General features: G+C 46.1%; 5 protein-coding genes. 2 read left to right on the top strand and 3 right to left on the bottom strand.

Translation table 11 applies throughout. From position 1 onward, the window contains the following. Positions 1 to 3: 3 nt before the first annotated feature. Together OCU50_RS15680 and OCU50_RS15675 are read right to left on the bottom strand one after the other, a co-directional pair. Complete coding sequence (locus tag OCU50_RS15680) at positions 4 to 1,353, bottom strand: HlyD family type I secretion periplasmic adaptor subunit (protein WP_017058421.1); 1,350 nt, start codon at positions 1,351 to 1,353, stop codon at positions 4 to 6. Positions 1,354 to 1,364: 11 nt separating this feature from the next. After that, entirely contained in the window at positions 1,365 to 1,718 is a 354-nt protein-coding gene (locus OCU50_RS15675) for a hypothetical protein (protein WP_060469659.1), read from the bottom strand. Positions 1,719 to 1,898: 180 nt separating this feature from the next. Here OCU50_RS15675 and OCU50_RS15670 point away from each other — a divergent pair, with 180 nt between their 5' ends. Together OCU50_RS15670 and OCU50_RS15665 are read left to right on the top strand one after the other, a co-directional pair. Further along, positions 1,899 to 21,701, top strand: coding sequence for a tandem-95 repeat protein (locus tag OCU50_RS15670; RefSeq protein WP_261809205.1), 19,803 nt, complete (start codon positions 1,899 to 1,901; stop codon positions 21,699 to 21,701). A gap of 157 nt (positions 21,702 to 21,858) precedes the next feature. Then, positions 21,859 to 22,221, top strand: a complete 363-nt coding sequence (locus tag OCU50_RS15665; protein WP_060466854.1) for a hypothetical protein — start codon at positions 21,859 to 21,861, stop codon at positions 22,219 to 22,221. A gap of 319 nt (positions 22,222 to 22,540) precedes the next feature. Here OCU50_RS15665 and OCU50_RS15660 read toward each other — a convergent pair whose 3' ends face one another. After that, positions 22,541 to 23,437: a sigma-70 family RNA polymerase sigma factor gene (locus OCU50_RS15660; RefSeq protein ID WP_060466853.1), complete on the bottom strand. Its 897-nt coding sequence runs from the start codon at positions 23,435 to 23,437 to the stop codon at positions 22,541 to 22,543. Positions 23,438 to 23,554: the final 117 nt, after the last annotated feature.

Genomic DNA, 23,554 nt, shown 5'->3' with positions numbered 1-23,554 from the left:
TGATTACCTCTCATCGAACGCATCTTCGATGGCAGACATCACGGGTTTTGCTGCATATTCGATCACACGACGTGACCCTGTTTTCACATCGGCGGTAAATTCCATATAAGGTGATAACTTGTATTGAGTGCCTCCTCGCTCAAGAAAATTTTGGTCAATTTCAATCTCTGCTAAATAGAATTCGGCATCCTCTTCTTCGTATGATGAACGACTGATTGAAGCAATGGTCCCCTCAACAAAGCCATACTTGGCGAAGTTATAAGTGTCCATTTTTACTTTCACTGCTTGGCCAATTTCAACAAATCCCATGTCTTTACGTGGGATCTTTGCTTCTCCGTGTAGCGAGTTATTGATCGGTGCAATGTCAGCAATGCTTTCGCCTGGCGGAATCACTGCAGAGCGAAAGTTGAAGTGTAGCTTGTCGACTACACCATCGACCGGAGAATAGACAATAAGACGATCAACTTTGTCGGAATGTTGTGGTTGTAAGATTCGCTTTAGCTTAAGATCTTTATTCACTTGAATAATTTGTGCTTGGTATTCTGAATTTCTATTTTCAACCAAATCTCGGTGTTGCTTTTCTAGTTTATCGAGCTGAAAACGCTCATTCATGACTGACTCATCAAGGTTTTCAATCTCACGTACCATGTTGGACTCTTGTACTTTCATATTGAGAACATCAACGTATGAGGCCATCTCTTCTTTATAAAGTGTATTTTTGATGTTGAGTTGTTTACGAATCAGAGAAAGCTGGTTCTCTGAGCTCTTTCTACGTTTTAACATCGAACTTATTAGAGAGTTTTTATGCTTAATATCGTGAGTGATGAGCTCTTCATTAGAGCGGTTTTTTGAGAATTCTTGTTGCCACGTATTCATGTTTACTTGAACCTGATCAGGATATTTTTCAGTGAAAGCAGTAAAGTTTGGCTTCTTCATGTCTCGTAAACTCTCATAGCGAATTTTGTCTAGCTCTAGCTGAATGATTTCTGTATTAACCGTATCGAGTTGGGTATTACGATCAAGAGAGCGTATTCTCGCGATAGGCTGCCCCTCGTAAACGACTTCACCTTTCCTTACTAGCAACTCTTCTAGAATACCTCCTTCTAAGTGCTGGACCTTCTCAACGTCAGATTCCAACAACAACTCTCCACGCAAAGAAACGACAATATCGATACGTGCCTGCGACGCTACAGCGATAGCAACTAAAGCGAGGAGAAAGATGATGAGCAACGTTTTGTGAACGCTGGTCATAGCACTAGCCAGCACTATGGTGTCGTCCGCTGTGACCTTAGAAGCATCGTTGTTAGAAACCAATGCTTTTCTGAGGTGATGCTCTATTTGGTTATTACTCATGACTGCCTCGGTTATTTGTCATCTACTACGTCCTTCATATCTAACAAATGCTTGATCTGTTGATTGACATTTTGTAGTTCGGTTTTGACATCCTCCAAAAGTTCTTCCGGAACAGGAAAGTGGTGTTTACTCAAATATTCCAACTTTGCCATTTGGGGGGGAAGATCTTGGTCACAAAGTAAAATTAGTATCGCCTTCAATTTTTTTGAGTAGCAGTTGAGTTCATCGAAATGATTACCTTTGTGAAGCGTCTCTATATTTATGGCAGCGTCTGAGAAATCCTTACAAAATTCGCTTAATAGCAATTGCAGCCCTTTGTGGTTGTTCTTGATTGAACGCAATAAATTTGTCATGTCTATCATCATTCCACTGCCTAAATTGCTTTAATGACAATAACTAAGGATATTCGAAGGTGCTTTTCAATTTTTTTTGATTATTCGCGTCTAGAAATTATGAAAATTGTTGCATAAAAACTTGGTTTTCTAAAATGGTGTCCTTTAATGCCTCTAAATACGATTAGTTAGCTAGTAGCAACGGAGGCTGTAATGGCAGGCGAAAATAACCAAAACAACCAAAATGAAGATCTCAATGACGCGGTAGAACAGACGGACACGAACGACGCGGGTACGCCCTCCCAGCAGCAGAATCAACAAAACCAACAGAACACGATAGCGACGACGATAGCGACAGGTGCTGAAAACACGGACGCAGCCGACGAAGTTAACCAAGCGTTGGAAGATAATCCAAGTGGCGCAGGTAATGAAGAAGAGGCCTCGGCTTCTGGTGGTTCTGCAGAAGAAGAGACGCAAGAAAGTGACGAAGGTTCAGATGATGCCCAATCGAATGTAGTTGGTGGTGCTGCTTCTGATGCCAGTTCGGATGATGCCTCGGGTAGTGGAGGTGGTTCAGGTGCCGGCGCTCAAGCTGTCGGTGGCGAAAACGCTGCCGCTTCTGAAGGCGGTTCAGATGCCGAAGGTAACGAAGACCAAGGCCAAGCCGCAAGAACATCAGCGGCGCCTAGCGCGGAGGCTTCGGAGTCTGACGAGCAGCAAATGGGCGATGATTTAGATTCACAAACGGTAGAAGAGACATTTGCCGTTGACGTTGAAGCTTCTGACGAAGAGACCATCAGTGAAGTAGAAGATGACTTTGATTCAGAGACGGTAAATGAAACGTTTAAAATCAAAGTGGAAAGCGAAAATGATGCACCAGAAGCTGAACAAAACCTGGCTTACATTATGGATGAAGATGGATCCATAACATTCACTCAAGAACAATTACTCGAATACGCAAGTGATGTTGATGGTGATGAGCTGGTTGCTTCAAATGTTCAAGTCGGCGCAGATGCAACGGTTCAAGAAAATGGCGACGGTACTTTCACGGTGGTTCCTTCCGCTGATTTCAATGGCGAACTTGACCTAACTTTTGATATCAGTGACGGACAAGAAACAATAAGCAGCGCAATTGATCTAACGGTTCGTCCTATCAACGACGCGCCTGTACCAGAAGACAAAACGTTTGTAATAGAAGAAGACGGTACGCTGCAATTTACAGATGCCGACCTATTAACCGGTGCAACGGACATTGAAGGCGACAACCTAACCGTTGAAGGTGTGACCTACGATGGTGGTGACGGTATCCTTACTGACAACGGCAATGGCACGTACACCTTCGCGCCAAACGAGAACTTCAATGGTGATGTAAACTTCAGCTTCGATGTGTCTGACGGTACTGGTACGGTTTCAGCAAACATCGATGTCAGCGTGACTGCGGTTGATGATGCGCCAGTGTCTGGCGACTTAGCGTACTCTGTCGATGAAGACGGTTCTATCCGCCTAAGCCAAGAGCAACTGCTATCGCAAGCATCCGATGTGGAAGGCGATGACCTGACGGCGAGCGGGCTAACAGTGGGCGGTGACGCGACGGTCACTCAAAACGAGGACGGCAGTTTCACCATCACACCAGATGAGAACTTCAATGGTGACATCGATATCAGCTTCGATATCTCAGATGGCACCAATACGGTTCAAGCTTCAGCAGACCTAACGGTTAACCCAGTTAATGACCTGCCAGTTCCACAAGATCAACAGTTTTCTGTTGAAGAAGACGGTACGCTCATCTTTACGGACGCAGACCTTCTAACCGGTGCTACGGACATTGAGGGTGATGATCTCACGGTTGAAGGTATCAGTTATGAAGGGACTGATGGCGTACTGACTGACTTGGGTGAGGGCTCATATAGCTTCGCGCCAAACGAAAACTTCAATGGTGATGTGAGTTTTAGCTTCGATGTGTCAGACGGTACCGATACCGTGTCTGCAAACATCGATGTCAGCGTGACTCCGGAAAATGATCCTCCAGTTGCGGGTTCTACTTCTTACACGGTGAATGAAGATAACTCGATTACCATTTCTGATGCACAGCTATTGGCAACATCTTCAGATATTGAAGGTGATGTATCAATAGACAGCGTGACTTATTCAGGTAGTGACGGTGTTCTTGAAATCAACGGTAACGGTACTTATACCTTCTCACCAAACGAGAACTTCACCGGCGAAATTGCTCTGGATGTCGTGGTTGCTGATGAAGATGGTGCGACCGACGCGACAACAGCGGGTATCACTGTACTTGAAGTGAACGATCCGCCAGTTGCAGGGCCAACGTCTTATACCATTGATGAAGATTCTGTGCTCACGTTTAGTGAGTCACAAGTTCTTCTTAATGCTTCTGATGTTGAAGGAGATGTTGAGCTTGTCGGCATTAGCTATGACGGCCCCGACGGCATCTTCTCAGTCAATGGTGATGGGACTTGTAGCTTTGCTCCGAATGAGAATTTTAACGGTCAAGTTCAGTTAGATGTAACTATTCGTGATGAAGATGGGGCAGAAGTTGATACGGTCATCAACGTGGATGTTCTGCCAATCAACGATGCACCAGTATCGGGTGATTTGGCTTACAACGTTAACGAAGACGGTTCAATTACCTTGAGCCAAGAACAACTACTGTCTCAAGCGTCTGATGTTGAAGGTGAAGACCTAACCGCGAGCGACTTAACGGTTGGTGGTGATGCGACGGTTGAAGCTAACGATGACGGCAGTTTCACCATCACACCAGATGCGAACTTCAATGGTGACATTGATATTCAATTCAACATCACTGATGGTACTGACACAGTTCAAGCAACCGCCGATCTTACTGTTAACCCAGTTAATGACTTGCCGGTTCCTCAAGACCAACAATTCAGCATTGAAGAAGACGGTACGCTGCAATTTACAGATGCCGACCTACTCACCGGTGCCACCGATATTGATGGCGATGACTTAACCGTTGAAGGTATTAGCTATACAGGTGGTGATGGTGTACTGACCGACCATGGTGATGGTACTTATACCTTTGCACCAAACGAAAACTTCAATGGTGATGTCAACTTCAGTTTCGATGTGTCTGATGGCACAGAAACGGTTAGTGCAAACATTGATGTGAGCGTAACGCCTGAGAATGATCCGGCAGTGGCAGGGTCTACTTCTTATATGGTCAATGAAGATAATGCGATCACCATTTCTGATGAGCAATTATTAGCTAACTCTTCGGATATTGAAGGTGCGGTGTCGGTCGATAGCGTAACTTACAGCGGCACAGATGGTGTGTTCCAAGATAACGGCGACGGCAGCTATACCTTCCTTCCTAACGAAAACTTCAGCGGTGATATCAGCCTTGACGTTATTGTTGCCGATGAAGATGGTTCGATTGATGAAACTACTGCGGGCATCACCGTTCTAGAAGTGAATGATCCACCTGTTGCGGGTCCAACGTCATACACCATTGATGAAGATTCGGTTCTGACGTTCAGTGAATCTCAGATTCTTGTGAATGCTTCGGATGTCGAAGGCGATGTAGAGCTCGTTGGCATTAACTACGATGGCTCTGACGGTATCTTCACTGTAAATGGTGATGGTACATGCAGCTTTGCACCCAACGAAAACTTCAATGGTCAGGTTCAACTGGGTGTGACCATTCAAGATGAAGATGGCGCAACGGTTGAAACACACATTAACGTTGATGTATTGCCAATCAATGATGCGCCAGTATCGGGCGATCTGGCTTACACGATTAACGAAGATAGCTCAATCACGCTAAGCCAAGAGCAATTGCTAGCACGAGCGGGTGATATCGATAGCGATAACTTAGAGGCTATCAATCTATCTACTGATGAAAATGCTACCATCCAACAAAACGACGATGGTAGCTACACCATTACACCAGACGCCGACTATAACGGTGATCTAGACCTGAACTTCGATATCATCGATAACGATGGTGGTTCAGTTCAAGTTGGCCTAGACATTACCGTCAATCCGGTTAATGACTTGCCACAAGCGCAAGATCAACAGTTCACGATTGAAGAAGACGGCACGCTGCTCTTCACAGATGCTGACCTGCTTGCAGGTACGTCAGATATTGATGGTGATGAACTGTCGATTGAAAACGTGCTTTATACAGGGGCAGATGGTGTTCTTAGCGATAATGGCGACGGCACATACAGCTTTGCTCCGAACGAGAACTTCAATGGTGATGTACAATTCTCATTCGACGTTTCTGATGGCACCGATTCAACGGCTGCGGTTATCGATGTTAGCGTAACGCCAGAAAACGATCCGCCAGTTGCGGGCTCAACATCGTACACAGTTCAAGAAGATGGCCAAATCACGATCAGTGATGAGCAGCTATTAGCGAATTCTTCTGATGTTGAAGGCGATGTTTCACTATCAAGTGTTAGTTACACTGGTGATGATGGTTCGTTTGTTGATAACGGTAATGGTACATACACCTTCACGCCAAATGAAAACTTCGATGGTGACATCTCATTGGATGTTGTGGTCGTCGACGAAGATGGCGCTACGGCAACTACCACAGCAGGAATTGATGTTATTGCTGTGAATGATGGACCTGAAACTTCGGGTATTCAGGCTGAAGTTGACGAAGATAATTCAATCACTATTACTCAAGATCAGTTACTTGCGAATGCGACCGACGTTGAAGGTGATGAGTTAACGGCAACTAACCTACAAACCAACGATCCTGACGCGACAATTGTTGCTAATGACGATGGTTCATTCACCATTACGCATACAGAAAACTTCAATGGCGAGTTGGACTTCACATACAACATCAGTGATGGTGAGAATGAAGTTCTGACGACACTCGACTTGACGGTTAACCCTGTCAACGATGCACCGGAAGCGGGCGATGAAATCTTCATCCAAGCGCAAGAAGACCAAACAGTTGGTGTGACACTTCGTGAAGAGCCAGCACTACGTTTAGATCAAGCGCCAGAAAATGGAATCATTGAAGCGAATGTAAATGACGAATGGGTGGTGCTGGAAGTAGGACAAGAAGTTCCTGCCGACACAGAAGTGCGCTTTATTCCAAATGATGAAGCACTGGCGAACGGTACACACACCACACAAATCGGTACGTTTGACGATAACGCGAGCGTGGACGATTGGGGTACAGAAGTCGACCCTTACACTCGTGAGTTCTCGGATGGTGATTTAACGGTAACCGTTCAAAGTAACGATGATCCTCTTGGTGCCTGGAATGGTAACACTCACATTGGTCACGGTATTGGTGATACAGACCGCCAAGGCCTAAGTGGTGATGAGAAGCTTACAGTTTCGGTTGAAGGTCAAGACATCAATGAAATCAGTTTCCACCTTGATGGTTTGGGTGGTTGGTTCATGGAAGAGTCTCGTCACTTTACTGAAGTGGAAATTCGCGCCTTCAACGATGATGGTGAGTTAATCGATTCGATGACTTACCACAAAGAAGACCGAAGCAATTACGAGACTGACTATACGCTTACGGTAAGTGAGCCGGTGTCTTACTTTGAGCTTGGTACCGTGCAAGGAAATGGTACTTACGTCGTTCAAAACATGACAGTGTCACAAACTTGTCCTGATTCAGCTGTGTTTACATCAATTGGTGTGGATGGCTCAGAGATCACCGAAACGGTTGAGTTGAATATCCATGCGGGTGATAACGAAATCGAGTTAACGGCTGAACTTCCGAATATTACTGTCGATACCGATGGTTCTGCTCAGTTTGCTTCGGTTGTGATTACCGAAGAGCAACTACTGGCGCAAGCATCGGATATTGATGGCGATGACCTTGATATTCAAAATCTCGAGCTAGTGGGTGAAAATTCAGAGCATGCCACGCTCATCGATAATGGTGATGGCACTTGGACGGTAACACCGGATGAAAACTTCCATGGTGAAATCGAACTTGGTTACCAAGTTAGTGATGGTGAGCTGACAGACAACAACATCATCAACATCAACTTCGAGTCGGTGAATGATGCGCCAATCGTTTCAGGCCCAATTGTTCTATCGACAGATGAAGATGAAGGTATCACGTTCAGTGCGGATGACTTGCTAGCGAACACCACAGATGTAGAGGGCGATACGCTGTCTATTTCTGACATCACTTACGGTGGTGACAACGGTGAACTAGTTGATAACGGTGATGGTACGTTTACTTTCATGCCGAATGAAAACTTCAATGGTGAAATCGACATCGACTACAAGGTGTTTGATGGTACTGATGAAGTTGCAACGCATCTAGACCTAACGGTTGTACCAGTCAATGATGTGCCGGTTCCGGGTGAACCATTGCACACCCAAATGCTTGAAAACGGCTCTATGATCATCGAAGCGAAAGACCTATTGTCTGGCGCGACCGATGTTGATGGTGACATTCTACATGTTGAAAACCTATTACTTGCAGACCAAACGCAAGGTACCTTAACGGATAACGGTGATAATACCTTTACCTTCGAACCTGCAGAAGACTTCTACGGTGAAGTGAATCTGACTTTCGATATTAGTGACGGGCAAGCAAGCGCACCAAGCACAGCAAGAGTTGACGTTGAAATTGTCAATGAAGGCCCAGAGGTTAGTGGTCCAATTGAAGCCGTTGTTGATGAAGATGGTTCAATCACTATCACTCAAGAGGATCTATTAGCGAATGCAACCGATGTTGATGGCGATAACCTTGAAGCGGTTAATTTTGCGACCAACGATCCAAATGCGGTTGTTGTAGAAAACTCAGATGGTAGCTTCACGATTACACCAAGTGCTGATTTCTTTGGTGAAATTGAATTTACTTACGATGTCACTGACGCGATCGAAACTGTTGCCGCTGACCTCAATCTAACCGTAAATCCAATCAATGATGCACCAGACGTGCCTGATATGTCTTTCACTACGGAAGATGGTCAAGCGATTACTATTACCGAAGCTGAGTTACTGGCACAAGCGACAGACGTTGAAGGTGATGAACTGTCAGTTGTGAATGTGACTAGCGCAAGCGATACAGTGGAAGTCACAGATAACGGTGATGGAACATACACACTAACACCAGAACAGGGCTTTTTCGGCAATGTTGATCTAGCGTTTGATGTGAGCGACGGCACCGATGTCGTGGCGGCAAACATCGACCTGAAAGTTGAATTCGTCAACGATGCGCCAGAAGCAACTCCAATGGTTGCGGATGTTGACGAAGATGGTTCAATTCTGGTTACACAAGAGATGCTGTTGGAGAACGCGAGTGACCAAGATGGCGATGAGCTGTTTGCTACTTCGCTTGAAACCAATGATCCGAACGCCAATATTGTAGACAATGGTGATGGCACGTACACAGTGACACCTTCTGAAAACTTCAATGGTGATATTGCATTCACTTATGAGGTGAGTGACGGTGAGCTGAGCACGTCTAATGATATGACATTGACCGTTAATCCGGTGAATGACACTCCAATTGTTGCTCCAGGCCTGTACCACATTGAAGAGGATGGCAGCATCCTGTTCACTCAAGAAGATCTGTTGAGTGGTGCGATTGATATTGACGGCGACGACCTAAGCGTTACTAGCATTAATTACTCTGGCGATGAAGGCACAGTCACCGACAATGGTGACGGCACGTTCAGCTTCGTTCCTGAAGAGCACTTCAGTGGTGATCTACAGTTCAGCTTTACGGTGACAGACGGCACGGATGAGGTTGAACAAGACATCAATGTTCACATTGAAGCCGTTGCTGATGCACCTGACTTAGTGATTACGGATGGCGATGGCGTTAACGTTGATGATGAAGCAATTCTGGTTGAGCCAGGCGGTATTGTTGAGCTTAATATTGCGGCGGCACTTGTCGACCAAGACTTGTCTGAAACACTTACCGTAACCGTAGATGGTGTACCGGAAGGCTCAGTTATTCAATACGATAACGAGGGTGTTCTGAATGACCAAGAGAACGGCATCACCAGTTACAACGATACTGAAATTACAGTAACGTTTGAAGGTGAGACTGCGGGCTACCAAAACACAGCGGGTTACTACAAAGTTGACGAAGACGGCAACATCACGGGTGTTGAAGTTGTTTACGAGAACGCATCAGAAGTTGGCGGCGGCGGTGACCTTGTCCCTGGGCAAGATCAATTCAGCTTCCAAGTTGCAGAAGGTGAAAGTTTCAACTTGTTTTTGATTCCAAACGGACATCAGCACAACGACTTTGATGCAATGCAAGACGGTCAGTATGAGTTCCGTGCCGAGGATGGTTCGCCTGCGAATATGGATACGGTTGATCCTCAACTTGTCTTTGTGGCCGCAGATGGAACCGAGACCGTGATTCAAGGCCAGAATGGTGACGCGATCTTCCATGGTGGTTCAAGCTCTCAGCTAAACCAAGATGGTATCGAACATACTCGCACGACGGTTAATGAAGACGGCGAGCTGGTTTACGGATTTGAAGATTTGTATGGTGGTGGTGATGCTGACTATGCAGATTTCAACTTCACAATCGATGTGGGTGAAGTGAACAGCCAAATCTACAGCGGTGAAGTGACGGTTGGCCCTGATGGTACAGTGAACTTACCAACAACGGCTATCGAAAATTCACTACAAATCCAGTTACCAGAAGACTTCAACGAGCAGCTTGAAGTTCATGTAACCGCAACCGCAACAGAGCTATCGAATGATGATTCTGAAACGGTCTCTCAAACCATCTACATTAACGCGACAGGCGTGCACATTGAGCATGCTCCTGAAGCATTACCTGTTTCTGCCACGGTTGAAGAAGACGGTTCTATTATCATCACGCAAGACGATTTGTTGGCTAATGCTCGTGATTTAGATGGCGATCAACTAACCGCACTGAACTTAGCGACCGATGATGACAGTGTGACCATCACGGATAACGGCGATGGTACGTACACATTAACGCCAGATGCTGACTTCAACGGTGATGTTAACTTCACCTTCGATGTTTCGGATGGTGATGATGTTGTCTCTACCAACCTAGAGCTAACGGTTTCACCAGTGAACGATGGTCCAGAAGCACAAGACCAGACATTCACAGTTGGCGAAGATGGCGTGTTAACTTTCAATGACCAAGACCTATTAACAGGCGCTACGGACATTGAAGGAGACGACCTAAGTGTTGAAGGTATAACTTACACGGGCGCAGATGGTGTCCTAACCGACAATGGCGATGGCACATACAGCTTCGCGCCAAACGAAAACTTCAATGGTGATGTGAACTTCAGCTTTGATGTGTCAGATGGCACGGATACGGTTCAAGCCAATATTGATGTGAGCGTGACGCCAGAGAATGATCCACCGGTTGCGGGTAGCACGTCTTACACCGTTCATGAAGACAACTCCATCACAATCAGTAACGAACAATTGCTTGCGAACTCTTCAGATATTGAAGGGGAAGTCGCGATTGATAGCGTGACCTACAATGGTAGCGATGGTGTGCTTGAAATTAACGGTAACGGTACCTACACCTTCTCTCCAAATGAAAACTTCAACGGTGAAATTAGCTTAGATATAGTTATTGTCGATGAAGACAATGCGATTGAAGCGACCACCGCAGGTATTACTGTTCTTGAAGTCAATGATCCGCCTGTTGCTGGCTCAACGTCATACACTATCGATGAAGATTCTGTACTGACTTTCAGCGAATCTCAAGTTCTGCTGAATGCTTCTGATATTGAAGGTGACGTAGAGCTCGTTGAGATCAACTACGACGGCCTAGATGGTATTTTCTCAATCAATGGTGATGGCACATGTAGCTTTGCACCGAACGAAAATTTCAACGGCCAAGTGCAGTTGGATGTGACCATTCAAGATGAAGACGGTGCTCAAGTTGATACCTACATTACGGTTGATGTTCTTCCTATCAATGATGTACCAGTGTCTGGTGACTTGGCATATAGTGTTGAAGAAGACGGGTCGATCACCTTAAGCCAAGAGCAATTACTTGCTCAAGCTAGTGATATCGAAGGGGATGATCTAACAGCGGCTAACTTAACCGTTGGTGGTGATGCAACGGTGACCGCCAACGATGACGGTAGCTTTACCATTACGCCTGATGCGAACTTCAATGGTGATATTGACCTTGTGTTCGACATCAACGACGGTACAGATACGCTTGTCACGACCGCTGACCTAACCGTGAATCCAGTTAACGATTTACCACAGCCACAAGATCAAACGTTCAGCATTGGTGAAGATGGTATCTTGAACTTTACCGATGAAGACTTGTTAACCGGTGCGACTGACATTGATGGGGATGAGCTATCGGTTGAAGGCGTGACTTACACAGGTGCGGACGGTGTTCTTACTGATAATGGCGACGGAAGCTACAGCTTTGCGCCAAACGAAAACTTCAATGGTGATGTGAACTTCAACTTTGATGTGTCAGATGGTACCGATACGGTTCAAGCCAACATTGATGTGAGCGTGACGCCAGAGAATGATCCACCGGTTGCGGGTAGCACGTCTTACACCGTTCATGAAGACAACTCCATCACCATCAGTAATGAACAGCTATTAGCCAACTCTTCAGATATTGAAGGGGAAGTGGCAGTCGATAGCGTGACTTACTCGGGCGCTGATGGTGTGTTTGAGGATAACGGCGACGGCACTTACACCTTCTCACCAAACGCAAACTTCAACGGCGAAGTTAGCCTAGATGTTGTTGTTACTGATGAAGAGGGTGCAACCGAAGCGACCACCGCAGGTATTACCGTTCTTGAGGTTAACGATCCACCAATCGCCGGTTCAACCAGTTACTCAGTCAGCGAAGATGAAGTTATTACTATTAGTGCAGAGCAATTGTTGGCGAACGCTTCTGATATCGAAGGCGAAGTGGCGATTGATAGCGTTAACTATGTCGGCTCAGACGGTATTTTCACTGACAACGGTGACGGCACATTTAGCTTCGCACCAAACGCGAACTTCGACGGCGATGTCAGCCTTGATGTTGTTGTTACTGATGAAGATGGCGCAACTGCAACAACCACTGCAAGCATTGATGTTCTGCCTGTTAACGATGCTCCGGTATCAGGTGATTTGGCATATAGCATTGATGAAGACGGGGCGATCACCTTAAGCCAAGAGCAATTACTGGCTCAAGCTAGTGATATTGAAGGGGATGATCTAACAGCGGCTAACTTAACCGTTGGTGGTGATGCAACGGTGAGCGCCAACGATGACGGTAGCTTTACCATTACGCCTGATGCGAACTTCAATGGTGATATTGACCTTGCGTTCGACATCAACGACGGTACAGATACGCTTGTCGCGACCGCTGACCTAACCGTGAATCCAGTTAACGATTTACCACAGCCACAAGATCAAACGTTCAGCATTGGTGAAGATGGTATCTTGAACTTTACCGATGAAGACTTGTTAACCGGTGCGACTGACATTGATGGGGATGAGCTATCGGTTGAAGGCGTGACTTACACAGGTGCGGACGGTGTTCTTACTGATAATGGCGACGGAAGCTACAGCTTTGCGCCAAACGAAAACTTCAATGGTGATGTGAACTTCAACTTTGATGTGTCAGATGGTACCGATACGGTTCAAGCCAACATTGATGTGAGCGTGACGCCAGAGAATGATCCACCGGTTGCGGGTAGCACGTCTTACACCGTTCATGAAGACAACTCCATCACCATCAGTAATGAACAGCTATTAGCCAACTCTTCAGATATTGAAGGGGAAGTGGCAGTCGATAGCGTGACTTACTCGGGCGCTGATGGTGTGTTTGAGGATAACGGCGACGGCACTTACACCTTCTCACCAAACGCAAACTTCAACGGCGAAGTTAGCCTAGATGTTGTTGTTACTGATGAAGAGGGTGCAACCGAAGCGACCACCGCAGGTATTACCGTTCTTGAGGTTAACGATCCACCAATCGCCGGTTCAACCAGTTACTCAGTCAGCGAAGATGAAGTTATTACTATTAGTGCAGAGCAATTGTTGGCGAACGCTTCTGATATCGAAGGCGAAGTGGCGATTGATAGCGTTAACTATGTCGGCTCAGACGGTATTTTCACTGACAACGGTGACGGCACATTTAGCTTCGCACCAAACGCGAACTTCGACGGCGATGTCAGCCTTGATGTTGTTGTTACTGATGAAGATGGCGCAACTGCAACAACCACTGCAAGCATTGATGTTCTGCCTGTTAACGATGCTCCGGTATCAGGTGATTTGGCATATAGCATTGATGAAGACGGGGCGATCACCTTAAGCCAAGAGCAATTACTTGCTCAAGCTAGTGATGTAGATGGCGATGACCTAACGGCAAGCAACCTAAGTGCAGGCGATAACGCGACCGTCGTTGATAATGGCGATGGTACCTTTACGGTGACACCAGGCACTGACTTCAACGGCAATATCGACCTAAACTTTGATATTTCGGATGGCACAGAGTCGATTGTGGCGAATGCCGACCTAACGGTAAATCCAGTCAATGACTTGCCAACGACATCTGATGTTTACGCAAGCGTTGATGAAGACAACGTCATCACTATCACACAGGAGCAGTTACTTGCGAATTCCGCTGATATTGAGGGTGACGATCTTGTCGCTTCTGGCTTAACCTTAGTGGGAGATGATGCAACGATTGTCGATAATGGCGATGGTACATTCTCAATCACCCCAAGCGAAAACTTTAATGGCTACATTGATGTGGCTTACAGCATCAGCGATGGTGACACACCGATTGCGGCTAACTTAGGCTTAACGGTTGATCCTGTTAACGATGCGCCGATTGTCTCTGCTGATGTGGCGATAACCATTGAAGAAGACGGTTCGTATACCATTACCCAAGAAGAGCTTTTACAATTCGCGACTGATATCGAAGACGATGATATGACCGCGATTATTGGGGAGCAGGGCGATGAAACAACCGTTATAGGAACGGTTCTAGATGCTGAAACGGGTAACCCAGTAGTTGGTGCAGACGTCATACTGACCGATAACGCAGGTCACACATATACAACGGTAACAGACCAATCTGGTAACTATACCGTGAATGGCCCTGTTGTTGACCAAGGTAGCGTTACTATTGAACAAGAAGGCTCAATTACTAGCAGTTTCCTTGTTCCAGCAGGTGAAGATACCAATGGTGGCGTGACGGCAATATCTGAAGTACTCGAAGAAACAGATATGCGTATCGTCGTCACATGGGGTGAAAGTCCTCAAGATATGGATAACCACTTGTGGCTTTACGATACAGAAACGGGCAATGAGTTAGACCATATCTACTACCGCGACATGAGCCACGACCTTGGTGAAGGTAATGTCGTCCAACAAGATGTTGATGATACGAATGGTAATGGTCCAGAAACCATCACTATTCCAAACTACCAAGATGCAAACATGCATTATTCAGTACACAACTACACCAACAGAAGTTGGGATGTAGATGGTGTTGAAGATGTGCAAGTTCAGGTGTTTGTTGGTGATACCTTAGTTGAAACCTTTACCCCAGAACTACCAGAAAACCCATCAGGCGAACACTGGCACGTATTTGATATCGTTAATGGCGTTGTCGTTCCAAGCCAAGATGTGGGTAGTGAAAACGCATTCGAGTTACCAACGTCAGAAGAAGTATTAGCGAATGTAAACGGCATTGATATTTCTGAATTACTAATGGGTGATGAAGGGGGTGACTCTGGTGATGCGGGGGGTAACGAGCCGAGTGTTGGAGACGTCTCAATCGAGAATGCACTTATCACTGACAATGGTGACGGCACTTACACCATCACTCCTGAAGAGAACTTCAACGGTGAATTCTCAATTAGCTATAACGTGGATGACGGTAACGGTGGGGTTACTCCTGCGGAACTAGACGTCACCGTAACTGCAGTTAACGACCTTTCTGTTATTTACGACCACGACTACACCATCAATGAAGATGGCTCATTGACCTTTACTGACGAGCAGTTGCTGGCTGGTACAACAGATATCGATGGCGACGGCCTTACTGTTGAATCTGTTAACTACGAAGGCACCGATGGTGTGTTTACGGATAACGGTGATGGTACTTACACTTTCGCTCCAAACGAAAACTTCAATGGCAATGTCGACCTAACTTACGATGTCAGTGATGGTACTGATGTTGTATCGGCAAATATTGATGTTCAAATTGTTCCAATTAATGACGTACCGGTAGCTGGCTCTACCACTTACAGTGTTGAAGAAGACGGCAGTATCACCCTAAGTGATGCTCAACTTCTGGCAAATAGCTCGGATGTTGAAGGTGAAGTGTTTGTCAGCGATGTAAGCTACAGCGGCACCGATGGTGTATTCACCGATAATGGTGATGGTACTTACACTTTCTCTCCAAATGAAAACTTTAACGGCGACATCAGTCTTGATGTGTCTGTTATGGATGAAGATGGCGCAACGGCTGAGACAACTGCAGGTATCGACGTCATTGCCGTCAATGACTTACCGGTGGCAGGTTCAACGACCTACAGCGTTGACGAAGATAACGTGATTACCATCTCTGAAGCGCAACTTCTTGCGAACAGTTCTGATATTGAAGGTGATGTATCCGTAAGTGATGTTTCTTATTCCGGCGCTGACGGTATCTTCATTGACAATGGTGATGGTACTTACAGCTTCGCACCAAACGAAAACTTTAACGGCGACATCAGCCTTGATGTGACCATTATCGATGACGATGGTGTAACAGCGACCACAACGGCGGGTATTGATGTTATCGCCGTCAATGACGCGCCAGTGGCGGGCGACTTGGCTTACTCAGTGGATGAAGATGGTTCAATTACGCTGTCTCAAGAACAGTTGTTGGCGAACGCTTCCGATGTGGATGGTGATGCACTGACCGCAAGCAACCTATCTGCAGGTGACAATGCAACCGTAACAGCCAACGATGATGGTTCATTCACCATCACGCCGGATGCGGACTTCAACGGCGACATAGACCTAAGCTTCGATGTCTCTGATGGCCTTGAAACCGTGCAAGCGGGCGTTGACCTCACGGTGAACCCTGTGAATGACGTCGCGGTGGTTGAAGATGTCGCTTACACCATTGAAGAAGACGGCTCGTTAACCTTCATAGACGCTGATCTATTAGCGGGCGCTGCAGATATAGATGGTGATGAGCTGTCTATCACGGATGTATCGTACACGGGCGCTGAAGGTGTGTTCACCGATAACGGTGATGGCACGTATAGCTTTGCTCCGAACGAGAACTTCAATGGCGATGTAAGTCTGGACTTCTCAGTATCTGACGGAACAGAGACCGTTAATGCAAACATCGACGTAACGGTAACGGATGTCAACGACGCACCAGTGGCGGGCGCAACGTCTTACCAAATAAACGAAGATAGCACCATCACATTGAGCCCTGAGCAGTTGATTGCGAATAGCTCAGATCTAGATGGTGAAGTATCGCTTGATAGTGTTAGCTATTCAGGTGCCGACGGTATCTTGGTTCAAAACGAAGACGGCTCAGTCACTTTTGCTCCAAACGAAAACTTTAACGGCGATATCAGCCTTGATGTGACCATTATCGATGACGATGGTGCAACAGCGACCACAACGGCGGGTATTGATGTTATCGCCGTCAATGACGCGCCAGTGGCGGGCGACTTGGCTTACTCAGTGGATGAAGATGGTTCAATTACGCTGTCTCAAGAACAGTTATTGGCGAACGCTTCCGATGTGGATGGCGATGATCTAACGGCTGCCAACTTAACCGCGGGTGATAACGCGACGGTGACGGCCAACGATGATGGTTCATTCACCATCACGCCGGATGCGGACTTCAACGGTGATATAGACCTAAGCTTCGATGTCTCTGATGGCCTTGAAACCGTGCAAGCGGGCGTTGACCTCACGGTGAACCCTGTGAATGACGTTGCGGTGGTTGAAGATGTCGCTTACACCATTGAAGAAGACGGCTCGTTAACCTTCACAGACGCTGATCTATTAGCAGGCGCTGCAGATATAGATGGTGATGAGCTGTCTATCACGGATGTGTCGTACACGGGCGCTGAAGGGGTGTTCACCGATAACGGTGATGGCACGTATAGCTTTGCTCCGAACGAGAACTTCAATGGTGATGTAAACCTTGGCTTCACAGTGACTGATGGCACTGAGACAGTCGATGCCAATATTGGTGTAACGGTAACGGATGTCAACGACGCACCAGTGGCGGGCGCTACGTCTTACCAAATGAACGAAGATGGCACCATTACATTGAGTCCTGAGCAGTTGATTGCCAACAGCTCGGATGTGGACGGTGACGTGTCGCTTGATAGCGTGAGCTACTCGGGTGCCGACGGTATCTTGGTTCAAAACGAAGACGGCTCAGTGACCTTTGCTCCGAATGAAAACTTTAACGGCGATATCAGCCTTGATGTGACCATTATCGATGACGATGGTGCAACAGCGACCACAACGGCGGGTATTGATGTTATCGCCGTCAATGACGCGCCAGTGGCGGGCGACTTGGCTTACTCAGTGGATGAAGATGGTTCAATTACGCTGTCTCAAGAACAGTTATTGGCGAACGCTTCCGATGTGGATGGCGATGATCTAACGGCTGCCAACTTAACCGCGGGTGACAACGCGACGGTGACGGCCAACGATGATGGTTCATTCACCATCACGCCGGATGCGGACTTCAACGGTGATATAGACCTAAGCTTCGATGTCTCTGATGGCCTTGAAACCGTGCAAGCGGGCGTTGACCTCACGGTGAACCCTGTGAATGACATCGCGGTGGTTGAAGATGTCGCTTACACCATTGAAGAAGACGGCTCGTTAACCTTCACAGACGCTGATCTATTAGCAGGCGCTGCAGATATAGATGGTGATGAGCTGTCTATCACGGATGTGTCGTACACGGGCGCTGAAGGTGTGTTCACCGATAACGGTGATGGCACGTATAGCTTTGCTCCGAACGAGAACTTCAATGGCGATGTAAGTCTGGACTTCTCAGTATCTGACGGAACAGAGACCGTTAATGCAAACATCGACGTAACGGTAACGGATGTCAACGACGCACCAGTGGCGGGCGCTACGTCTTACCAAATGAACGAAGATGGCACCATCACATTGAGTCCTGAGCAGTTGATTGCTAACAGCTCGGATGTGGACGGTGACGTGTCGCTTGATAGCGTGAGCTACTCGGGTGCCGACGGTATCTTGGTTCAAAACGAAGACGGCTCAGTGACCTTTGCACCAAACGAAAACTTTAACGGCGACATCAACCTTGATGTGACCATTATCGATGACGATGGTGCAACAGCGACCACAACGGCGGGTATTGAAGTTCTAGCTGTGAACGATGGGCCTGAATCTGAGGATGTGAAACTTACTACAGCCGAAGACAGCACCATTTTGATCACTCAAGATATGTTGCTGGCTCAGGCTACGGATATCGATAACACCGCAGATGAGCTGTCAGCTTCTGGTCTACAAATCGACCCTAGCTTGGGTGAGTTGCTAGACAACGAAGATGGTACTTGGTCATTCACACCGAACGAGAACTTCAATGGCGATGTACCAATGACGTTTAACGTTAGCGATGGCCAAGAGACAATTTCGGTCGACGGCAACATCGATGTTACGCCAGTGAATGATGCACCTGAAGCGCCAACGATTGAGATGCAAGGCGAAGAAGATGTGGTCATGGTGATTGACCCTGCTTACATTGCAGATCAAGTGACGGATCTTGATGGTGACGAGATCAGCATTGAGAGCATCACGGTTCGAGCTCCTGCGAATGCGACCTTAACTCAGCAGCCTGACGGCATGTATCACTTAGTCACTACTCAAGACTTTAATGGCTTAGTAGAGCTAGGATATCAAGCAACTGATGGCGAAGAAGTGGTTGAGGGCTCACTGAATGTAGATGTGATTCCAGTTAACGACGCACCATTTAATGTCGGTAACGCAATGATGACCACAAACGAAGATGGTGCGTTCACCTTCGATGCTGGCGATTTGATGAACCTGTTCGGTGACATTGATACTACAGACTTAGTTGTTTCACGAATCATCAACGCAGAGGGAGAGGATGGCGGTGAGCTCACTGACAACGGTGACGGAACTTGGACATTCACACCAACCGGCGACTTTTCTGGTACGTCTGATCTACAAGTGGTTGTAAGTGACGGCGAATTTGAAACGGTTCTTGATGTTCCTGTGTTTGTACGTCCAGTCGCAGATGGCGCGGTTATTACAACCGACCATGACGGTCCGTTAGTCTTCGGTGAAGATGAAACGGGTCACCTAGGACTGAACGTTGGTCTGGTCGACGATTCAGAAACGTTAAGTAACCTAGTGATGACCGGTTTCCCTGTCGGATTCGAAGTGACGGATGGAGTAAACACTGTGATGATCACCGAACCGGGTCAATATATAGACCTGTTCGAATGGGATATCTCAAACATTCAAATGACGCCTCCTGAAAACTTCAGTGGTGAATTCTTCATCACCGTTAGCGCAACAACGGTCGATTACGGCGATGATCCAGAAGCGTTCCAAGATGGTATCGATTCAGGTGACTTCGAAACGGTAGCGGGTGACGCCATCATCTTAACAACTGATGAACTGATCGGCTTGGCTGAAAACGTGAATGCGGATGGTGATGATGAAGTGAAACTGGTTCATCTTGCAGACCGTAGCCAAGGTGAAATTATCGACAATGGCGATGGCACATGGACTTTCACACCGGCTCCAGGCTTTACTGGTGAAGCAGACATTGCTTACGTGATTGATAAAGATGGTGTGCTTCATGATGAGCAAACAGGCGTAGTCGTAAAAGAAGGCGATTTACAAGGGAATGCAGCACCAGAAGTTAACAGCATCGCGACAACAGAAATGTCGGCGGATGCCACTTTGTCATTTACTGATGAAGACATGTTAGCGAACCTGAGCGATGCAGAGGGCGATAGTTTGAGCATTGAGTCAGTAAGCTTAATGGAAGGTCAGGGCGTGATAGAGAGTGATAATCAAGGTAACTATCAATTCACACCTGCTGAAAACTACACCGGAGATGTTCAAGTTGGCTTCATTGCGACGGATGGTGAAAATCGCATCGAGAGCTTTTTCAACGTAGATATTCAAGGCGGCGATGAAGCAACGGTAAGTGAAGGTTATGCCTTAGCAGGTGATGGTTCATTAACTATCACAGAATCGCAATTGGTGGATGAGTTAGGCGTTAGTGATACGGCAAACATTGTCGATGTTGCAGATGTTAACGATGCTGGTTTCTTTGCTGAATCTGGCGAAGGTGAGTGGACGTATTGGCCTAATGAAGATTTCGATGGCAACTTAGCCATGAATGTCGAAGTTGACGATGGCGGTGAAGTGTCGAGCCATAGCTTAGGTCTTCAAGTTGCCGATGATTCGGCACAAAGTGAGGAGTCACAAGTACAAGCCGCTCAAGTACCAGAAGAGCAACCGGTGGAAGTTGGACAACAAGCTGATGACCAAGCTCAAGAGGCTGAAGCCAACGATAGCTCTGCTGATGTCACTGCCGCACCGGGCGATACTATATCTATCTCAATACCAGATGAAGTGAGCGCTAACGAATCCGTTGATTACGCTGAAATGTCCGGCTTACCTGAGGGCTCGACTGTAAGTAACGCGTTGGATAACGGTGACGGTAGCTTTACAGTCAGTGGCAACTTGGATCAGTCTGTATCGGTTGAATTTCCTGAGGGTTATGAAGGGACTAGCGAGATCCAGTTCCAAGGTTACGACGAATTGGGTAGCTCAATAGACGGTGCAAGTGGTTCTGTTGAAGTTGAAGTCGATGATCAATACACCATGCAAGGTTCTACTCAAGAGCAGCAAGCGGACATGGCAGGTATGGAGTCTGGCAGTAGCGATTGGACAAGTTCAGGTGGTCAAGAGCAAGGCGTTGACTTCACTGACGACTCTGGCAGCTACGATTCAGATTCACAAACCGGTACCGACCAAAGCAACGATTTTGACCAAAGCTCAATTTAATTTCTAGAGCCCTGTGTTAATTTGCTTGAATAAAGCCATGTAGAGTTATCTCTACATGGCTTTTTTATGGTTCAGGCGGATTACCCAGCAACAAAATATTGAGAATTGATAAAAATGCTCTTAGCTATAATAAAGACTAAACAAAAGGAGGAACGACATGTATCGATATGTCAGTTCACCGCAAGCGTCAAAGTACATCGTGCCGCCCCCTCTACACCGCGAGTTGTCGAGTGTGGATGTGCCTGAGTCTGAATTGGAAATGCGGGAAATCCTAAATAATTGGTTTGCTGATGGGTTAGCTCCTATTATTAAAAGTGATGATAACTACATTTCGAAAAGCGACCAAATCCGCTTTGAGAAACTGAGCCATACTGTTGGGGTGTTATTTCGAAACAGAGATTATTATTTCGCAGCCAAACGAATTCTATCTGTGTGGGATCAAGACTGTATAGAAACCACTTATGTCAATTACTTGTTATTACGCAGTGAACGAGTTTTATATGAAGAGCACATATTGTAGTGATGAAGTTCCGTTTTCTTATTGGCTTTGTTATAGGGTCTAATCAGCAGTGTCGTAAGTACTTACGACTGTATCTATAAAGCTTTAAGTTATGTGATTTGTAGTTAAAATTATTGATATTGTGATTAACTCATCGAAAAAATGTAAAGATGGAAGTGATATTGAGGGAGAGGAGGGCGGCATAGTTCGCTCACCCTTAAGTCATGTTTTTTGGCTATAGTGGTTTATTGACAATATTTGGTAGCGCCTACAACTGGTTATAGGCGACGAACATATTGATGAAAGTTTGATCGTGTGTCTGAACAGGAAAAAGGTTTAATTACACCCAACCGTCAAATTGAAGCCGCTTTTGAATCCTCTCAATCGCCTCTTTTTGCATTTGCCTTACCCGCTCATTGGAAACATTGATATCGAGCATTTCACCAACTTCAGATAATGTTTTTACCTTATTTTCGAAGAAGCCAAAACGATGAATAAGCACTTTCTGTAACCTAGGCGGCAACGTGTTTATAATTTGCTCTAATGCTTCTGTAAAACATTGATCCTCACAATCTTGCTGAGGATCTGGAATATGTTCACATTCACATTGCTCCAAAACTAAAGGTACGTGATTGATATCAACCGTTGTTGTGACATCAATAAACCCACTTAAAGAGACTAGTTGGTCAACACGTTCGGCTTTAATACCAGAATTTTTCGATAGTTCTGAAATAGAAACCTCTTTACTCATTTTTCTACTCATAGTGAGTTTTTTTGATGCGAGGTTATTTATTTCTTTGCAAACGTGAGCCGGTAACCGAACAGTACGCCCTTTGTTCATCAATGCGGATTCGATGTTTTCACGAATCCACCACACTGCGTAGGTTGAAAACCGATAACCCGGATCAGGGTCGTATTTGTCAATCGCTTTGATCAGGCCGATGTTGCCTTCTTCAATGAGGTCCAACAACGTAAAGTTATTCCCTTTACGCTTCAGATAACTCTTAGCAACTTTTACCACAAGACGTAAGTTAGATTCGATCATGAGATCACGAGCTTTTTTGTCGCCTGAACGGTTCAATTTTGCGTAATATAATTCATCTTCACGCGATAACAAATCGATGCCCACAATATCTTTCAGATAGTGAGCATAGGGCTCCCGACTTGCACAAAAGCGGTCTTTAATAGGAGAATCATCTATAAATCCTTGGAACTTAGCAAAACCTTCATTGTTCATTTCCTTGTCCTTATATAGCCGACTGAACGTTCTGTTTTTATGCAACTTGATTGTTATTATGTTGTTTCATTAGGGTGTAGGTAACAGTTTCTTCTTTACCAACAAATAAAATGTAAT

Origin of the sequence: Vibrio toranzoniae, from assembly GCF_024347655.1 — a bacterium.
GTDB lineage: Bacteria > Pseudomonadota > Gammaproteobacteria > Enterobacterales > Vibrionaceae > Vibrio > Vibrio toranzoniae.
The sequence above is the reverse complement of the archived record's forward strand: the minus strand, read 5'-3'. Positions and strand labels throughout refer to the sequence as shown.

Excerpts from the sequence above, each read along its gene's own strand:
- OCU50_RS15680 (WP_017058421.1), bottom strand. The coding sequence starts at position 1,353 with ATGAGTAATAACCAAATAGAGCATCACCTCAGAAAAGCATTGGTTTCT.
- OCU50_RS15665 (WP_060466854.1), top strand. The coding sequence starts at position 21,859 with ATGTATCGATATGTCAGTTCACCGCAAGCGTCAAAGTACATCGTGCCG.
- OCU50_RS15670 (WP_261809205.1), top strand. The coding sequence starts at position 1,899 with ATGGCAGGCGAAAATAACCAAAACAACCAAAATGAAGATCTCAATGAC.
- OCU50_RS15675 (WP_060469659.1), bottom strand. The coding sequence starts at position 1,718 with ATGATGATAGACATGACAAATTTATTGCGTTCAATCAAGAACAACCAC.
- OCU50_RS15660 (WP_060466853.1), bottom strand. The coding sequence starts at position 23,437 with ATGAACAATGAAGGTTTTGCTAAGTTCCAAGGATTTATAGATGATTCT.